We start from the raw sequence: 18303 nt of genomic DNA, 5'->3' as shown, positions 1-18303 counted from the left end.
TCAAGGCATCACTCCGTATGCAGTTCGGCGACGAAGTCGTAGGCATCGCCGCGGTAGAAGGATCGGGTGAATTCGGCGACGCGGCCGTCGTCGAGGAAGGTGCGACGTTCGATGAACAGCCCGGGACTGCCTTCGGGCAGGCGCATCAGCCGGGCCTGTTCGGCGTCGAAGGCGATCGCGCGCAGCCGCTGCAGCGCCCGCACCGGGCGCAGGCCGAGCTTGTCGAAGGCGGCGTAGAGCGAGTTCTCGACCAGCGACGGGTCGGCGAGGATCGCCTGCGGCACCACGGTGCGCTCCAGCGCCAGCGCGGTGCCGTTGGCGGTACGCAGGCGGTAGTAGCGGACCACCTGGGCGCCGGGCGACAGGTTCAGCGCCATCGCTTCCTCCGGAGTGACCTCGCCGGTGCCGCGCTCGATGAACTCCGACTTCGGGTCCAGCCCGCGCGCGCGCAGGTCGTCGGTGAAACTGGTCAGCGCCGAGAACGACTTGACGATGCGCTCGGCGACGAAGGTGCCGGCGCCCTGGCGCTGCAGCACCAGGCCGTCGGCGACCAGGCCGGCGATGGCCTTGCGCACGGTGACCCGCGACAGGTCGAGCAGCCGCGCCAGTTCGCGCTCGCCGGGCAGGGCCTGGCCGGCGGTCAGCGAGCCGTTCTCGATCGCGTGCTGGAGGGTGCGGCGCAGGTGCTGGTAGGCCGGCGCGCGTCGCGCGGCCTGTTGGCGCTGGTATTCGCTGAGCAGATAGTCCTGCATGGCGGAAAGATACCAGTAACAAACCAGTGGCGGCAAGCCGGGGACGAGGTTTGCGAGGTCCCGGAGGCTCGTCATCCCTGCAGGAGCGGGGCGCCATGGGCTCTATTGGTCAAATTCAGGGGTATCCATGGATGCCCGGCTTCGCGGGAATGGCGGGAGATGGGAAGTGGTTTGCGCAATTGGTATCGTAGTGGTATCGTTCGCCGCATGGTCAAACACCAGACCAGTCACAGCCCGGAGGTCCGCGGCACGGGTGCCGCGGTGCCGCCCCCAGCGAGTCCATCCATGACCCTGCACGCCAAGCACCCCTCCGTCACTCCGATGCCCCCGTTCGATCTGGTGATCTTCGGCGGCACCGGCGATCTGGCCATGCGCAAGCTGCTGCCGGCACTGCTGCACCGCTATGTCGACGGCCAGATCGTCGCCGGCACCCGCATCTACGGCATCGCCCGCGACGAGCGCAGCGACGAGGCGTATCGCGAGCGCGTACGCGAGGCGGTCGCCGCCGCAGCCGCGGCCGACCCGCGGGTGGCCGAGTGCGTCGATGGCTTCATCGAACTGTTGCATTACCGCCGCCTCGACCTGTCCGGCGAGGCCGGCTGGCCGGAATTCGCCGCCGAGATCGGCAACGACCCGGACCGGGTTCGGGTGTTCTACCTCGCCGTCGGCCCCGGCCTGTTTGCGATGGTCGGCGACCGCCTGCAGGCGGCGGGCCTGTCCGGCGAAGGCAGCCGGGTCGTGGTCGAGAAGCCGATCGGCAAGGACGGCGCCAGCGCCCAGGTCATCAACGAGGCGCTGGGCCGCGTGTTCGACGAGTCGCAGGTCTACCGGATCGATCACTACCTCGGCAAGGAAACGGTGCAGAACCTGACCGCGCTGCGCTTCGGCAACGCGCTGTTCGAACCGTTGTGGAAGGCCGAGCACATCGACCACGTGCAGATCACCGTCGCCGAGACGGTCGGGCTGGAGACCCGTGCGGGCTACTACGACCAGTCCGGCGCGCTGCGCGACATGGTCCAGAACCACCTGCTGCAGCTGCTGTGCCTGGTGGCGATGGAGCCGCCGGCCTCGCTGGCCGCCGATTCGATCCGCGACGAGAAGCTCAAGGTGCTGCGCTCGCTGCGCCCGATCGACAACGGCAATGCCGCCCAGCTCACCGTGCGCGGCCAGTATCGCGCCGGCGCGGTCGGCGGCAAGGCGGTGCCGGGCTATCTCGACGAGCTCGGCCACGGCTCGCACACCGAGACTTTCGTCGCGATCAAGGCCGAGGTGCAGAACTGGCGCTGGGCCGGGGTGCCGTTCTACCTGCGCACCGGCAAGCGCCTGTCCGAGCGGATGAGCGAGATCGTGGTGACCTTCCGCCAGGTGCCGCATTCGATCTTCGCCGACCTGCCCAACGCCAGTCCGCTGGCGCCGAACAAGCTGGTGATCCGGCTGCAACCGGACGAGGGCATCAAGCTGTGGCTGATGCACAAGGTGCCGGGCCCGGGCGGCATGCGCATGCGCGAGGTGGCGATGGACCTGAGCGTCGAGGAGACCTTCGGCGGTCGCCAGCCCGACGCCTACGAGCGCCTGCTGATGGACACCGTGCGCGGCAACCCGATGCTGTTCATGCGCCGCGACGAGGTCGACGCCGCGTGGCACTGGATCGACCCGATCCGCAATGCCTGGGAAGTCAATCACGACGCTCCCAAGCCCTACACCGCCGGCGGCTGGGGCCCGAGCGCCGCGGTGGCCCTGATCGAGCGCGATGGCCGCACCTGGCACGAGGACGAAGGTTGATGCCTGCCGAACTGAGAGTGATCGAGCCGATGCCCCTGCCCCTGGATACCCATGAATTCACCGGCGGCGCCGTGCTGGCCGAAGCGCTGGCGAAGGCGGTCGCCGCCAACCTGCGTGCCGCGATCGCGCGCCGCGGCAGCGCCCGCATCGCGCTGTCGGGCGGCAGCACGCCGCGCGCGTTCCTGACCGAGTTGTCGAAGCAGACCGTCGACTGGTCGCGGGTCACCGTGCTGCCGGTCGACGACCGCTGGGTACCGCCGCAGAGCGAACGTTCCAATGAGCGCCTGCTGCGCGAGACCCTGCTGCAGGGCGAGGCGGCGAAGGCGAAGTTCATGCCGCTGTACCGCCCGGCGCCGACCCCGGAATCGGCATTGCTGCCGGTGCTGGTGCAGGTCGCCAACAAGGCGTTGCCGCTGGATGTGGTCGTGCTCGGCATGGGCGAGGACGGCCACGTCGCCTCACTGTTCCCGGACCTGGGCGCCGACCGTTCCGGCCTGCGCGAGATCGGCCTCGCCCCGCGCGGCCGCACTCCGGCGCTGGCGGTGCGTACCGCCAATGCACCGGAGCCGCGGATGACGCTGACGCTGAGCGCGATCTTCACCGCACCCTCGCTGTACCTGCATATCGAGGGGGCGAAGAAGCGCGCGGTGCTCGATGGCGCGATCAATGATCCACGCTCGACCCTGCCGGTGCGCGCCGCGATGGCCGGCGCGCCGGTCACGCCGATGTTGTATTGGTGTCCGTAATGTCGGGCGCCCGTTCTTGGCCCCTTCCCCCGCTGGCGGGGGAAGGCCGGGATGGGGGCAAAAGGGCTGCGATGCTTCGTAATCGCGCTTCGCGCACCCCCACCCTCACCCTTCCCCGCATGCGGGGGAGGGGATGGAGAAAGAGGTTGTAGTCATGTCCACCCTGCACCCCACAATCACCGAAGTCACCGACCGTATCCGCGAGCGCAGCCGCGACTCCCGTGCCGCCTATCTGGCGCGGATCGATGCCGCCGCCGGCCACGGCCCGCACCGCGCGCGGCTGTCGTGCGGCAACCTCGCCCACGGTTTCGCCGCCTGCGGGCCGTCCGACAAGGACGCGTTGCGTGGTGACAGTTCGCCCAACCTCGGCATCGTCACCGCCTACAACGACATGCTGTCGGCGCACCAGCCGTTCGAGCGCTTCCCGTTCCTGATCAAGAACGCGGCGCGCGGCGTCGGCGCCACCGCCCAGGTCGCCGGCGGCGTGCCGGCGATGTGCGACGGCGTGACCCAGGGCCGCGCCGGCATGGAGCTGAGCCTGTTCTCGCGCGACGTGATCGCGCTGTCGACCGCGGTCGCGCTGTCGCACGACATGTTCGACGCCGCGCTGTACCTGGGCGTGTGCGACAAGATCGTCCCCGGCCTGCTGATCGGCGCGCTCAGCTTCGGTCACCTGCCGGCGGTGTTCGTGCCGGCCGGACCGATGCCCTCGGGCATCCCCAACGACGAGAAGTCGCGCGTGCGGCAGCGCTACGCCGAGGGCAAGGCGACCCGCGACGAACTGCTGGAGGCCGAGGCCGCCAGCTACCACGCGCCGGGGACCTGCACCTTCTACGGCACCGCCAACTCCAACCAGATGCTGATGGAGATCATGGGCCTGCACATGCCGGGCGCCAGCTTCATCAATCCGAACACCCCGCTGCGCGACGCGCTGACCGCCGAGGCCACCCGCCGCGCCGCCGCGATCACCGCGCTCGGCGACGATTACCGCCCGGTCGGCCGGATCATCGACGAGCGCGCGATCGTCAACGGCGTGATCGGACTGCACGCGACCGGTGGCTCGACCAACCACCTGCTGCACATCATCGCGATCGCCGCCGCCGCCGGCATCGAGCTGCGGCTGGAGGACTTCGACGCGCTGTCGTCGGTGGTGCCGCTGCTGGCGCGCGTGTACCCGAACGGCAGCGCCGACGTGAACCACTTCCACGCCGCCGGCGGACTCGCCTTCATGATCGGCTCGCTGCTCGACGCAGGCCTGCTGCACGGTGACGTCGAAACCGTCGCCGGCCCGGGGCTGGAACGCTATCGGGTCGAACCGCGCGTCGACGGCGCCAACGGTGTCGCCTATGCCCCGGCTGCGCCGGAGAGCGCCGACACCGCCGTGCTGCGGCCGGTCGCCGAGCCGTTCCGCGCCGATGGCGGCTTGCGTGTGCTGCACGGCAACCTCGGCATCGGTGCGATCAAGGTCTCGGCGGTGCCGGACGACCGCACCGTGATCGAGGCGCCGTGCCGGATCTTCAGCGAGCAGGGCGAGGTGCGGACCGCATTCGAGCGCGGCGAACTGGACCGCGACGTGATCGTGGTGGTCCGCTTCCAGGGCCCGCAGGCCAACGGCATGCCCGAGCTGCACCAGCTGACCCCGACCCTGGCCGTGCTGCAGAAGCGCGGCCACCGTGTCGCCCTGGTCACCGACGGCCGCATGTCCGGCGCCTCGGGCCAGGTGCCAGCGGCGATCCACGTCAGTCCGGAGGCCGCCGACGGTGGTCCGCTCGCGCGCCTGCGCGATGGCGATGTGGTCCGCCTCGATGCTGTGGCCGGCACGCTGGAGGCGCGGGTCGATGCGGCCGAATTCGCCGCCCGCGAGCCGGTCGTCGCCGACCTGTCCGGTCATCAGCATGGCATGGGCCGCGAACTGTTCGACCTGTTCCGCCGTGTCGCCGGTCCGGCAACACGGGGCGGCTCGGCCTTTGACGCCGGTGTCGATGCTGCATCAGCATCGGACACGCATGAAAGAGCTTGATCGCCATCCCCGCGCTCGTGTTTTTGCATCGGCCCAATGGCCGATTGCGCGGGGAGCCATGGACTTTGCGTTTCGAAAGGCCAACGTCCATGGATGCCCGCTTGCGCGGGCATGACGAGAGCCTTGAGGTTTTCCCAAGTCATTCTGTGAGCCAAGTGACCCCATGACCCTGATCGAGAAAGTCTTGCACCTGGCCCCGGTGATCCCGGTGGTCGTGATCGAGGACGCGAGCCACGCGGTGCCGATGGCGCGCGCGCTGGTCGCCGGTGGCCTGCCGGTGATCGAGGTGACCCTGCGCAGCGACGCCGCACTGGCCGCGGTGCGCGCGATCGCCGACGAGGTGCCTGACGCGATCGTCGGCACCGGCACCGTGCGCCGCCCGGCCGACCTCGATGCCTCGGCGAAAGCGGGTGCGCGCTTCGCGGTCTCGCCCGGCTCTACCCCTGACCTGCTTGCCGCCGCACGCGGCCATGATGTGGCCTGGCTGCCGGCCTCGGCGAGCGCGTCGGAGGCGATGACCCTGGCCGAGGCGGGCTTCACGTTCCAGAAGTTCTTCCCCGCCCAGGCCGCCGGCGGCACTGCGCTGCTGCGCAGCCTGCACGGCCCGCTGCCGGAGATCCGCTTCTGCGCGACCGGCGGCATCAGTCTGGCCAATGCCGCCGAATACCTCGCCACTCCGAACGTGGCCTGTGTCGGCGGCTCGTGGATTACCCCGGCCGGACTGATGCGCGCCGGTGACTGGGCCGCGATCGAACAGCTGGCCCGCGAGGCGGCGGCACTGCGGGCAGGCTGAGGCTGAGGCTGCCCTCACCCCAACCCCTCTCCCACACGTGGGAGAGGGGCTTCCAGGCAGCCGCGACGCCTAGGAGAAGGGCTTCCAGGCGGCCGCGACGCCTATGGCCCCTCTCCCGTTTACGGGAGAGGGGTTGGGGTGAGGGCCCCGGCTCCGCACCCTGACGCGCTCTGTACGCGTCTGTTGCATCATCCTTGCCGGGTTTCCGCGCAAGGGGCTTCGCATGCACACCATCCTGATGGTTATCGCCGGCCTGGCCGTGCTCGGCCTGTTCCTGCTGATCGGCCGCCTGTGGGCCTTGCGGGTGCCGGGCGCGACACGTCGCGCGGCGCTGTGGTTCATGCCGATCTGGCTGGTCGCCGCGCTGGTCAACATGGGCGTCGGCGTGATCGAGGCCGGCTACAGCGTCTCCGAGGAGTTGCCGTTCCTGCTGATGGTGTTCGGCATCCCGGCGCTGGTGGCGGGGTATGTGTGGTGGCGGCTGCGGCCACGCAAGAACCCGAACCCGCTTCCATAGGGGTTTTACGTGGCCCGGGTACGGCTTCGCCTTACCCGGCGACAGGTTGCGTCGCAAACTGCAGTGTCACGCCTTCGGCCGCGGCGGCGCGGTCGAGCCACGCACCACCAGCACCGGGCTGAAACCTTCGTTCGGGTGGGTATCGACGTTGCCGTCGCGGCGCAGCTCGGCGATCAGCCGGTAGGCGGCGTGGCGGGCGATCGCCTCGGTGGCCTGGCTGGCGGTGGTCAGCGGTGGCCACGACTGCTTGGAGAACGGGCTGTCCTCGAAGCCGGCGATCGACAGGTCGTAGGGCACGTTGAGGCCGCTGGAGCGGGCCGCAGCGAGCACGCCGGCGGCGATCTCGTCGTTGCTGCCGAAGATCGCGGTCGGCGGTTCGGGCAACGAGAGCAGCCGGCGCGCGCCGCGGAAGCCGTCGTCGAACGAATAATCGCCGGGCAGCACCAGGGTCTCGTCCTCGACGATGCCGTAGTCGGCCAGCGCCTTGGCGTAACCCTTGTAGCGCTCCGAGCTCGACTTGTGCGAGGTGCCGCCCCAGAGGAAGCCGATGCGCTGGTGGCCGAGCTGGATCAGATGTTCGGTGATGTCGTAGGCGGCGTCGCGGTCGTCGACCCAGACGCACGGGGCGCCGTCGTGCGGGTCGGCCGATGCGGAGACGATGCGTACCAGCCGGATGCCCTGCTCGACCAGTTCGTTGACCAGTTCCATCCGCTCGGACATCGGCGGGGCCAGCACCAGCCCGGCCAGGCGCGCGCCCTGGACCAGATCGATCAGGTCCGCGGCCAGCACCGGCGAGGAGGCGTCGCAGGGGTGGATCTGCAGGCCGTAGCCGGTCTCGCGACAGGCCGACAGCACGCCGTTCTGCACCGCGATGATGTAGTACGGGTTGGGATTGTCGTAGACCACGCCCAGCGCGTACGGCTGGGCGCTGCGCAGACTGCGCGCGGACGGATCGGGACGGTAGCCGAGCGCGGCGATGGCCTGGTTGACCTTCTCGCGGGTGCGGGCGCGCACGCCCGGCTCGTCGTTGATCACCCGTGAAACGGTCTTGAGCGAAACTTCGGCGCGCTCGGCAACGTCTTTGATCGTGGGGCGGCGCACCGGAACCTCGTTCATGCGGTCAGGCGCCTAGCCTAACGGCCGCGGGGCGCGGCGTGAACAGGCAGCCAGCCCGTGACTCCGGCGGTGCGGAGCGCATCCGGGTCAGGCCTCGCCCTTCAGCCCCGCCCGGTATCCGCGCGTGGCGAAGTGCCAGATGTACAGGTAGCACGGCACCATCAGCAGCAGGAACACCCACTGGAAGTCGAACGAGCTCTGCAGTACCGCGTACAGCTGCGGGATCACCGCGCCGCCGGCGATGCCCATGATCATGATCGCCGAGCCGAGCTCGGTCAGGCGGCCCAGGCCGCGGATCGCGAGCGGGAAGATCGCCGGCCACATCATCGCGTTGGCGAAGCCGAGCAGGGCGACGAAGGCGACCGACACGTAGCCGCTGGTGAAGAAGGCGCCGATGGTCAGCGCCACGCCCAGCACCGCCGACCAGGCCAGATAACGCTCCTGCGAGATGAAGCGCGGGATCGTGATCAACCCGACCAGGTAGCCGGCCAGCATCCCGCCCAGGGTCAGCGAGGTGAAGAACTTGCTGTGGTCGAGTGGCAGGCCGAGCGACTCGCCGTAGATCACGATCGCGTCGCCGGCCATCACCTCCACGCCGACGTAGGCGAACAGGCAGGCCGCGCCCAGCCACAGGTGCGGGTAGTGGAACAGGGTGCGGCGGCTGCCGGCGGCGCCGGGTGTCTCGGCATTGGCCTCTTCCGGACGCAACTCCGGCAACGGCGAGAACAGCACCCCGACCGCGACCAGCGCCAGCAGGCCGGCCATGACCATGTACGGGTCGTGGATGCGCGCCGCGAACTCGTTTAGCAGCGCTTCCTTGCCGGCGGGGTCGGCCGCCTCGACCTGCGTGGCGAGGTCGCCCATGCCATGCAGTACCAGCGAGCCGAGCACGATCGGGGCGAGGATGCCGGCCAGCTTGTTGCAGATGCCCATCACCGCGATCCGCTGCGCGGCGCCCTCGATCGGGCCGAGGATCGAGATGTAAGGGTTGGCCGCGGTCTGCAGGATCGCCAACCCGGCGCCGATTACGAAGATGCCGGCCACCGCTCCGGGGAAGTGGCGGCCGGTGGTGAACTGGCCGAACACCACCGCGCCGACCGCCATCACGAACAGGCCCAGCGCCATGCCCTTCTTCATCCCGATCTTCTTCAGGATCAGCGAGGAAGGCAGGGCGAGGAAGAAGTAGGAGATGTAGAACGCGAACGGAATCAGGAACGCCCCGACCTCGCTGACATCGAAGGCGAGCTTGGCGAACGCGATCAGCGGACCGTTGAGCCAGGTGACGAAGCCGAACAGGAAGAACAGCAGGCCGATGATCCCGATCGAGAGCAGGTAGCCCTGGGTGCGATGCGGTGCGGCGGTGGACGTGGTCGAAGACATGGAACGGACTCCCCTCCGTGTGCGGCAGGCAGGCCCGCCGGCGGTCGTGGTGTGGCGGCCGCGGTCCGGTGGCATTGGCGCGGGCGTGTTTTGACCGCACGTTGTCACAAGTTTGTCCCGTAGGCCAGTACTCTTCAAAAAACACCTTTTTCTCGGGCTTTCCGCGCATAATTTCATGCTGCATCGCAGCAATAAAGTGCTTGGCCAGCATGTTTTCCGGGCTGTTGCACGCTTTCAAGACAAAAAGTTGACATCGTTGTCTTATCTGTCGCAGGCTCGGTCCCCGCTACGGGGATGGACCCGTATGGAGGCTCGATGAAAGGGGAGTGTTCTGGCAGCTCGGCCCGCGTGCGCATGCAGCGCAGCTCGGGTTGTACGGGGATCGGCGGGGCGATGGCATGAGCGCAGCGCAGCGCCTGGTGGTGGCCGAGCGCCGCTTCATCGCCGCCGATGTCGGCGGCACCCACACCCGTGTGGGCCTGGTCTGCGCCGGTGGCGCGGGCGAATCGCCGGTCGCCGTGCTCACGCATCGCAAGTACGCCTGCGCCGAGTATCCGGACCTGGCCGCGATCATCGCCGACTTCATTGCCGGCATCCCCGGCGGGGCCGGCGATGTCGACAGCGTGGCGATCGCCTGTGCCGGAGTGATGCTCGACGGCGTGGTGGTCAATGCCAACCTGCACTGGCGCGTGTCCAGTGCCGACCTGCGCCGGGCACTGGGCCTGCAGCGGGTGTTGTTCATCAACGACTTCCAGGCCGCCGCGCACGCCGCGCAGTGCATGAACCCGGCCGAGGCGACCCTGCTGACCCCGGGCGTGGAGACCAATGAGCCCGGCCCGGTGCTGGTCGTCGGCCCCGGCACCGGCCTGGGCGCGGCGATGCGGGTGCCGTATCGCGACGGCACCGTGGTGCTGCCGACCGAGGCCGGCCACGCCGCCTTCGCACCCGGCAACCCGCGCGAGCTCGAAGTGCTGCGCTGGTTGCAGCGGCGTGGCGGTCATGTGCCGACAGAAGACCTGGTGTCCGGCCCCGGCCTGGTCAACCTGTATCGCGCGCTGTGCGCGATCGACGGCCGCAGCCCGCAGCCGCTGGATCCCTCGCAGATCAGCTCGGCTGCGCGCGACGGCGACCCGAGCGCGCGCGAGGCGGTGCTGACCTTCTGCGCCCTGCTCGGCAGCGTGATCGGAGACCTGGCCGTGGTCAGCAGCGCCCGTTCGGTGTTCATCGCCGGCGGCATCCTGCCGCGGCTCAAGGATTTCATCGCCGGCAGCGAGTTCCTGACGCGCCTGCGCGACAAGGGTGCGATGCGGCCGGTGCTCGAGCGCCTGCCGGTGCGCCTGATCGAGAACGACCGGCTCGGCGTGATCGGTGCCGCCAGCTGGTACCTGCAGCACGGGATGGAGTACGAAATGGAGCAAGCGCGTGGGAGTTGAACCGATCGCCTGAACCGAAACGCCCGGCCGGCGCCGCTGGCGGGCTTCAAGCACCAGGGGGAGCGAGCACCGCGCAGAAGGGGCCGCACCGCCGGATACGACCCGAGGGAGAGAGAAAATGACCACTACACTTCGCAAAACCCTGTTATCGGCGAGCATCCTCGCCGCGCTGTCATTCACCGGCGCCGCCGTCGCTCAGGAGGCGGCGGCCGATGCCTCGGCCACCGATCTCGACACGGTTGTCGTCCGCGGCATCCGCGCCGCGGAGGCGGCTTCGCTCGCGGCCAAGCGCGACGAGGTCACCCGCGTCGAGGTCATCAGTTCCGAGGACATCGGCAAGATGCCGGACAAGAACGTCGCCGACTCGCTGGCGCGCGTGTCCGGCGTCAACATCAGCGCCGCCAGCGCCAATGAGGGCGCGTTCGACGAGAACGACCGCGTCAGCATGCGCGGCACCCCGCCGAGCTTCACCCAGACCCTGATCGATGGCCACAGCGTCGCCACCGGCGACTGGTTCGTACTCAACCAGACCGGCACCGTCGGCCGCAGCGTCAGCTACTCGCTGCTGCCGGCCGAGCTGGTCGACCAGGTGATGGTGCGCAAGTCGTCCGAGGCCAAGCTGGTCGAGGGCGGCGCGGTCGGCAACATCGACATCATCACCCGCAACCCGTTGAACTTCGACACCGGTTTCAGCGTGTTCGGCTCGGTCGGTGCGGTCTATGCCGACAAGCCCGAGAAGTGGGCCCCGCAGCTGTCGGTGCTCGGCAACTGGAAGAACGACGCCGGCACCTTCGGCGTGACCGTGCAGGCATTCAGCGAGGAGCGCCACCTGCGTCGTGATGGCCAGGAGCTGCTGGGCTACGAGCAGATCGCGGCTGATTCCGCCATTGCTGCCAGCAATCCGGACCTGGCAGGCGTCTACTATCCGACCCTGATCGGTTCGGCACTGTTCGAGCAGGAGCGCAAGCGCACCGGCGGCAAGCTGACCTTCCAGCTCAGGCCGACCGACAACACCGAGTTCGAGGCCAACTACTTCCGCTCCGACCTCAAGGCCGACAATTACAACCGCAACTACATGCTGTGGGGCGCGCGCATCCTCGGCCAGGGCAACGGCCAGGCGCCGGACCCGGGCTACGTGGTCCGCAACGGCACCCTGGTGTCGGCCAACTTCACCGGCGTCGAAGGCCAGCAATACGGCATCTACGACGAGATTTCGCGCCCGGGGTCCAAGTCCAGCACCGAGTTCCTCACGCTCGATGGCAAGTGGAATGCCACCGACAGCCTGACCCTCAGCTTCCAGGCCGGCACTTCCGAGGGCCACGGCAAGACTCCGACGCAGGACGTGGCCGAATGGGACTTGGGCTTTGGTACCGGTGCCGGCTGGCAGCTCAACGGTGTCGGCGCGGCCGACTGGAACCTTGGCAGCCTGAATACCTCGGTGCCGGGCGTGGCTGGGGTCGACTACCGCCTCGACTGGATCTTCGGCTTCCAGGACATCGACGTCGAGGACTCCGAGGACTGGTTGAAGCTGGACGGCGAGTACTACGTCGGCGGCACCCTGAGCACGATCGAATTCGGTGTCCGCGATGCGCGCCATGAGCGTGGTCTGGACCGCATCACCGCGCAGGGCCCGGGATGCATCGACTCGGCCGGCAACGTGGTGCCGTTCGACTGGTCACAACCGTACTGGTGTCCGGTCGGCACCCAGTCGCCGGCCGACCCGGCCAACTTTCCGGTCGACTACCGCAACTATCCGGGTGATTTCGCCAACGGCATCGGCGGCAACTTCCCGCGCGACATCTGGTACCACTCGATGCGCGACCTGGCCGAGTACAACCGGCTGACCAACCGAGACCCGGTCGAGCGGTTCTTCTTCCCGGGTGCCTACGCTCTGGAGGAGCGCAGCACCGCCGCCTATACCCAGTTCAACTTCGAGGGCGACAACTGGAGCGGCAACATCGGCGTGCGCTACGTGCGCACCGAGGAGGAAGTCACCAACTACGTCAATACCGACGCCACGGACCCGGACGCGATCACGACCTCGGCCTTCGGTCCATTCAAGCAGGTGGTTACCAAGAACACCTATAACGATTGGCTGCCGAGCGCCAACTTCCGCTACAGCCTCAACGACGACATGGTTCTGCGTTTCGCCGCATCGCGGACCCTGACCCGTCCGGACTTCTCCGCACTGTCAGGTGCGATCAGTCTGAGCCCGCCTGCCACCGAGGGCGGCGTCGGTACCGGTACCGGTGGCAACCCGAACCTCGAGCCGATCATCTCGACCAACCTTGACGGTACCTTCGAGTGGTACTACGCAGAGCGTGCCCTGCTGTCGGCCAGCCTGTTCTCGATGAACATCGACAACTACGTCTCGCTGGGCATCGTGCGCCAGCAATTCCTGACCATCGATAACCTGCATCCGGACGGCGTGCTGATCGACTACGACCTGTCGGTACCCGTCGGGACCGGTGCCAAGGTCAAGGGTATCGAACTGGCGTGGGAGGCACCGATCGGTGAGTACTTCGGCGCGTTCGCCAACTACACCTACGCCGATGGCGAGACTGACGACGGCTCGCCGATGCTGGGCACCTCGAAGAACACCTACAACCTGGGTGCCTACTTCGAGAACGACCTGTTCAGTGCCCGAGTGAACTACACGTACCGTTCGGAGTTCTACAGCGGCCTGGATCGCGCTTCGGCGTTCTACCAGGATGAGATCGACAGCCTGTCGGCCTCGCTGGGCTGGAAGATCAGTGACAACTTCTCGCTGAGCCTGGATGCGCTGAACCTCAACAACCCGAAGACCAAGTACTACGCCGAGAACCGCGACCGCCCTCGCTCGATCTACGAGAACGGCCGCCAGTACTACCTGAACCTCCGTTTCAACTACTGATGGCACGCAGTCAGCTGCGTACCGCAGGTATCGTTTGACCCCTGGCGGGCCCGGATGCCGTGGGCCCGCCTTTTCTTGTGGCGACGCGGTCGGGTGCATCGGCGCCGGACTCGTCCGAAGATGTCGGGACGCACCATGAAGGATCGAACCGAAGTGATGATGCAATCGAAGTCGACCGGATGCCGCCTGTGGCTGGCAGGGGCCGTGATGCTCGTGGCGTTGACGGCGTGTGCCGACCGGACTCCGACTGCGACTGAGGCGGCGGCCGTGCCTGATGTTGCGGATGGCGCATTGATCCCGAAACCGGCCAGGCTGGAGCAGGGCGACGGCGCGTTCGTGCTGTCCGTGGATACGCCATTGCTGTCCGCGGACGCGGCGGCCGAGGCGGTGGCGGTGCGTTTCGCCGATTACCTGCGGGCGACGCGGGGACTCGAGCTGGGCACCGCCGTCGGCGGGGCGGACGAGGGCGCGGTGCACTTCGCTCTCGATCCGGCTTTCGATGGTGGCTCGCCGGAAGCCTACCGGCTCGATGTCGCGCCGACCGGCGTGCGCGTGGTTGCCGCCGAACCGGCCGGGCTGTTCTACGGCGCGGTGACCCTGTGGCAGCTGGCGACGACGCAGGCCGAGGGCGACATTCGCATCCCGTCGATGCGTATCGAGGACGCGCCGCGCTTCGGCTGGCGTGGTTTCATGCTCGATTCCGCGCGCCACTTCCAGAGCGTGGAGCAGATCAAGAAGCTGCTCGACGCGATGGCGCTGCACAAGCTCAACACCTTCCATTGGCACCTGACCGACGACCAGGGCTGGCGGATCGAGATCAAGCGCTATCCGAAGCTCACCGAGATCGGCGGCTGTCGGATTCCGGCGGGCGACGCCGGCATCGACCCGGCCAGCGGCAAGCCGCGCCCGTACTGCGGCCATTACACCCAGGAGCAGATCCGCGACATCGTCGCCTATGCCGCCGAGCGCCATATCACCGTGGTGCCGGAGATCGACGTGCCCGGCCACGCACAGGCGGCGATCGCGTCCTATCCCGAACTCGGCGTGACCGGCGAGCGACCGCCGGTGTCGAACGAGTGGGGCGTGCACAGCTGGCTGTTCAATGTCGAGGAAGAGACCTTCGTATTCCTCGAGAACGTGCTGGCCGAAGTGGTCGAACTGTTCCCCGGCGAGTATGTGCACATCGGCGGCGACGAAGCGGTCAAGGACCAGTGGGAGTCCTCCGCGCGGGTGCAGGCGCGCATGCGCGAGCTGGGTGCGCAGGACGAGATGGCGATGCAGGGGCTGCTGGTCGAGCGGCTGGAGAAGTTCCTCGCCGGCAACGGCAAGCGTCTGATCGGCTGGGACGAGATCCTCGAGGCCGAGTTGCCGCCGGCCGCGACGGTGATGTCCTGGCGCGGCATCGAGGGCGGCATCGAGGCCGCGCGCAAGGGCCACGACGTGGTGATGTCGCCTTCGTCCGACCTCTACCTCGACTATCTGCAGACCACCCTGCCCGACGAGCCGCCGGGCAGGCCGGCGACGATCACCGTGCAGGATGTCTATGCGTTCGAGCCGGTGCCGGCGGAGCTGGACGCGGGCCAGCAGAAACACATCCTCGGCCTGCAGGCCAACATGTGGACCGAGCACACCCGCTTCGACGAGCGCCTGGAACACAACCTGTTCCCGCGCCTGGCCGCAGTCGCCGAGAGCGGCTGGACCCCGGCAGCGGACAAGAACTGGGACGACTTCCGCCGGCGCCTGCCGATGCAGCTGCAGCGTTACCGCATGCTCGGCATCGGCCATGCGCAGACGCCGTTCCAGGTCGCCATCGAGGTCGACGACGACCGCGCCGCCGGCATCGCCACGGTCGCCCTGTCCAACCCGCTCGGGTACGAGATCCGCCATACCACCGATGGCAGCATGCCGGTCGCCACGTCGCCGGCCCATGCCGGGCCGTTCGAGGTCGCATTGCCGGCCGAGCTTCGTGCGGCGGCGTTTTTCGACGGCGAACCGCTGGCGGAGCCGCAGACGTTCGTGCTCGATCCGGCTTCGTTGCTGGTCCGCACCGACGAACAGCTGGCGATCTGTCCCGATGCCGGCCGTCTGCTGCTGCGGCTGGAGGACGACGGCCCCGCCGACGGCGAGCGCGCGATCTTCAACGCCACCATCTTCTATCCGTGCTGGCAGTGGAACGCGGCCGACCTCGACGGCATCGGCGCGGTGAAGGTGCGGCTGGGGCGGATCCCGTATTACTTCCAGCTCGCCCACGACGAGCCCAGCCGCCACTTCGAGCCGGCCGTCACCGCGCATGGCGAACTGATGGTCCACGGCGGAGGCTGCGAAGGCGAACTGCTGGCGCAGCTGCCGATGCCGGCCGAACCCGGCGCCGACGGTTTCGTCGAGCTGGAGGCCGTGCTGCCGCCGCCGCCGGCGGCAGGCCGGCAGGACCTGTGCATCCGCGTCACCGGCGATACCCGGCCGGCGATGTGGGTGGTCGACCGGGTCGGGTTGGTGCCCGGCCGGCCCTGAACATCCGCCGGGAACAGCGAGGTGAGGGTCACATTTTCGGCGTGCATCGGGTAGCATTCGTTGCGTCGCAGCACGTCAAGTGCTGCGACGCTGCCGCGCCGAGTAAAGCGCGCTGATGAATGCAACGTGCTGACAGACGCACCACGCCTGGAGGCAACAGGGGGAAACGCACATGAGTGCACGAATCTTGCTGCTGGCGGTCCTGCTTGCCGCCACCGGTATGGCCGCGGCCCAGAACCTGCCGCGCCCGGCCGAGTTCTACTTCGCCGATGACTCCCGCACGACGCGACCGGTGGTCGTGGTCAATGGCACCGGCGAGGCGGTGATGCAGAAATTGCTGGCGACCATCGAGCGCAACCGGCGCGCCCATGCCGAGGCCGCCCAGCTGGCCCACCTCGCCTTCGGTTCCGGCCGGGTCGAAGTCGGCCGCAGCCTGTACGACCGGGCCCTGGAAGGGCTGGACGGAAACAACGCGCTCCGGCGCCCGGTGATGTGGAACTATGGCTGGGACCTGTACCGGTCTGGCGACTCCGAGGGTGCGCTGGCGCAGTGGGCCGGGCTGGTGAATTTGCGCAGTATCACGGCGAGCTGGGTGCCGCAGACACTGGCACTGGCCTTGTGGTCGGTCGACCGCAGGGACGAGGCGGTGCAGTGGTACGCCGCCGCGGTGCGCAGCGAACCGGACCAGTGGCGCACCACCGCCCGCCATGCGGAGCTGCTGCCGGACTGGAGCGAATCCGAGCGTGCGATCCTGGCCGAAGTGCAGGCCGCCTGGGCCGAGAATCCGCCGGCCTGGCCGTAAGCCCAGACCGCCCCGGGCCGCCTGCGCGGCCCCTCAGTCGGTCGGCACCGTACGCCCTGTCGCCCATGCGCGCAGCGCTTCGACCTGTTCGGCCATCAGCACCGAAAGCGGTCGCGATTGCTTGAGTTCGGCGCGCAGGGCGAAGTCGCTCAATGCCGCGCCGGTGGCATGGGCGGCGTACATCGCCGACACGATGGCCTGCTCGACTTCGGCGCCGGAAAAGCCTTCGCTGGCGGTGGCCAGGCCACGCAGGTCGAATTCCGACGGATCCAGCGTGCGCTTGCGCAGGTGCAGGTCGAACAACTGCTCGCGGGTGGCGGCATCGGGCAGGTCGACGAAGAACACCTCGTCGAAACGGCCCTTGCGCAGCAGTTCCGGCGGCAGCGCGCTGACCTGGTTGGCGGTCGCGACCATGAACACCCGCGACCGGCGTTCGGCCATCCAGGTCAACAGGTGGCCAAGCACCCGGCGTGACACGCCGCCGTCGTTGTCGTCGCCCGACAGCGCCTTCTCGATCTCGTCGACCCACAGCACGCACGGAGCCAATTGCTCGGCCGCGGCCAGCGCTTCGCGCAGGTTGCGCTCGGTCTCGCCGTGGTACTTGTTGTAGAGCGTGCCCATGTCCAGCCGCACCAGCGGCACCCCGAAGCCGGCCGCGACCGCCTTGGCGATCATCGACTTGCCGCAGCCCTGCACGCCGAGCAGCAGCATGCCCTTGGGAATGTCGAGCCCGGGCGGTGCATTGCCGCTGACGAACACCTCGCGGCGGTGCTCGACCCAGCGCTTGAGCCGGCGCGCACCGGCGACCTCGTCCATGCGCGCGCTGTCGTATTCGTAGTGCAGGTGGCCGCTCTGGTTGAGCAGCTCGAACTTGAGCCGGGCCAGCTCCGGCAGGTCGTCGGCATCGAGTGCGCCATCGCGGAAGATCAGGTGGCGGGCGATCCGGCGGGCGTCGACCAGGTCCAGTCCGTTGAGGTTGCGCACGATCTGCTGCACCGCCTCGCCGTCGACCTCGACCCGCTTGCCGCCGTGTTCCTTCGCGTAGTCCTCGGCCTGCTGGCGGACCAGCTTGAGCAGCGCGTTGGCATCGGGCAGGCGCGGGCGGTAGCGCACCGCGCGGGATTCCAGCTCGGCCGGCAGCTCGACCTTGTGCCCGACCATCACCAGCACATGCGGCTGGCAATCACGCCGGTCGATGACCTCGCGCAGCTGGCGCTGGGTCATCGCCGCGCCGAGGAACGGGTGCACGTCGAACAGCAGGTAGACGCCGCGTTGGCCGGCGTCGCGGATCGTCATCAGTGTGCTCGACACGTCCGGCGGCGACTCGGCCGGGTCCTCGCGATCGATGTCGATCCGGCGCAGGCCCTCGGTGATCGACCAGCGGAACATCGCCCGCCAGACCTGCATCAGTGCCTGCCGGAACAGCTCGGTGACGCGGCTCTCGTCGCGGGTCTCGATCACGATCAGGGGAGTGTTGGCGCGGATCAGCGCGACCAGGTCTTGCAGTTCGCTCATCGGGCAGGGCTTGGCTGTCGGTCCCGCATGATAGCGAGCGCGG

Annotated in this window: 13 protein-coding genes; 9 read left to right on the top strand and 4 right to left on the bottom strand. The window is 68.6% G+C overall.

What is annotated here, in order from left to right; genetic code table 11:
* Positions 1-8: 8 nt before the first annotated feature.
* Positions 9-752, bottom strand: a complete 744-nt coding sequence (locus FKV23_RS16190) for a GntR family transcriptional regulator (RefSeq protein ID WP_141624792.1) — start codon at positions 750-752, stop codon at positions 9-11.
* Between the two features lie 285 nt (positions 753-1037).
* Here FKV23_RS16190 and zwf point away from each other — a divergent pair, with 285 nt between their 5' ends.
* The 5 genes from zwf to FKV23_RS16165 all read left to right on the top strand — a co-directional run bounded on the left by zwf (position 1038) and on the right by FKV23_RS16165 (position 6610).
* On the top strand, positions 1038-2534 hold the full coding sequence (gene zwf, locus FKV23_RS16185; protein ID WP_208543191.1) for a glucose-6-phosphate dehydrogenase: 1497 nt from the start codon (positions 1038-1040) through the stop codon (positions 2532-2534).
* Positions 2534-3280 carry a 6-phosphogluconolactonase gene (gene pgl / locus FKV23_RS16180; protein WP_244244033.1) on the top strand — a complete coding sequence of 249 codons (747 nt, stop codon included), beginning with the start codon at positions 2534-2536 and terminating at the stop codon, positions 3278-3280. The genes zwf and pgl overlap by 1 nt, the downstream gene beginning before the upstream one ends.
* A gap of 154 nt (positions 3281-3434) precedes the next feature.
* Positions 3435-5300, top strand: a complete 1866-nt coding sequence (edd, locus tag FKV23_RS16175; protein WP_141624791.1) for a phosphogluconate dehydratase — start codon at positions 3435-3437, stop codon at positions 5298-5300.
* Positions 5301-5463: 163 nt separating this feature from the next.
* Positions 5464-6093: a bifunctional 4-hydroxy-2-oxoglutarate aldolase/2-dehydro-3-deoxy-phosphogluconate aldolase gene (eda, locus tag FKV23_RS16170; RefSeq protein WP_141624790.1), complete on the top strand. Its 630-nt coding sequence runs from the start codon at positions 5464-5466 to the stop codon at positions 6091-6093.
* Positions 6094-6316: 223 nt separating this feature from the next.
* Positions 6317-6610 (top strand): hypothetical protein, encoded by a 294-nt coding sequence (locus FKV23_RS16165; RefSeq protein ID WP_141624789.1) that lies wholly within the window; start codon positions 6317-6319, stop codon positions 6608-6610.
* A gap of 66 nt (positions 6611-6676) precedes the next feature.
* Here FKV23_RS16165 and FKV23_RS16160 read toward each other — a convergent pair whose 3' ends face one another.
* Positions 6677-7711 (bottom strand): LacI family DNA-binding transcriptional regulator, encoded by a 1035-nt coding sequence (locus FKV23_RS16160; protein ID WP_141625251.1) that lies wholly within the window; start codon positions 7709-7711, stop codon positions 6677-6679.
* Positions 7712-7813: 102 nt separating this feature from the next.
* Positions 7814-9106 carry a sugar MFS transporter gene (locus tag FKV23_RS16155; protein WP_141624788.1) on the bottom strand — a complete coding sequence of 431 codons (1293 nt, stop codon included), beginning with the start codon at positions 9104-9106 and terminating at the stop codon, positions 7814-7816.
* A gap of 398 nt (positions 9107-9504) precedes the next feature.
* Between FKV23_RS16155 and FKV23_RS16150 the strand changes: the two genes are divergently transcribed.
* The 4 genes from FKV23_RS16150 (at position 9505) to FKV23_RS16135 (ending at position 16745) form a co-directional block, all read left to right on the top strand.
* The gene (locus tag FKV23_RS16150) at positions 9505-10539 is read left to right on the top strand and encodes a glucokinase (RefSeq protein ID WP_141624787.1); all 1035 of its coding nucleotides are present in this window, start codon (positions 9505-9507) and stop codon (positions 10537-10539) included.
* 118 nt (positions 10540-10657) lie between these two features.
* On the top strand, positions 10658-13432 hold the full coding sequence (locus FKV23_RS16145; protein WP_141624786.1) for a TonB-dependent receptor: 2775 nt from the start codon (positions 10658-10660) through the stop codon (positions 13430-13432).
* A 156-nt stretch (positions 13433-13588) separates the two neighbouring features.
* Positions 13589-15943 carry a beta-N-acetylhexosaminidase gene (locus FKV23_RS16140; protein WP_141625250.1) on the top strand — a complete coding sequence of 785 codons (2355 nt, stop codon included), beginning with the start codon at positions 13589-13591 and terminating at the stop codon, positions 15941-15943.
* A gap of 172 nt (positions 15944-16115) precedes the next feature.
* On the top strand, positions 16116-16745 hold the full coding sequence (locus FKV23_RS16135) for a tetratricopeptide repeat protein (protein ID WP_141624785.1): 630 nt from the start codon (positions 16116-16118) through the stop codon (positions 16743-16745).
* Between the two features lie 33 nt (positions 16746-16778).
* Here FKV23_RS16135 and FKV23_RS16130 read toward each other — a convergent pair whose 3' ends face one another.
* Entirely contained in the window at positions 16779-18260 is a 1482-nt protein-coding gene (locus FKV23_RS16130; protein ID WP_141624784.1) for an AAA family ATPase, read from the bottom strand.
* Between the last annotated feature and the right edge of the window lie 43 nt (positions 18261-18303).

Source organism: Lysobacter alkalisoli (genome assembly GCF_006547045.1).
Taxonomy (GTDB): Bacteria; Pseudomonadota; Gammaproteobacteria; order Xanthomonadales; family Xanthomonadaceae; genus Marilutibacter; species Marilutibacter alkalisoli.
This window is presented reverse-complemented; position numbering and strand designations above follow the sequence as displayed.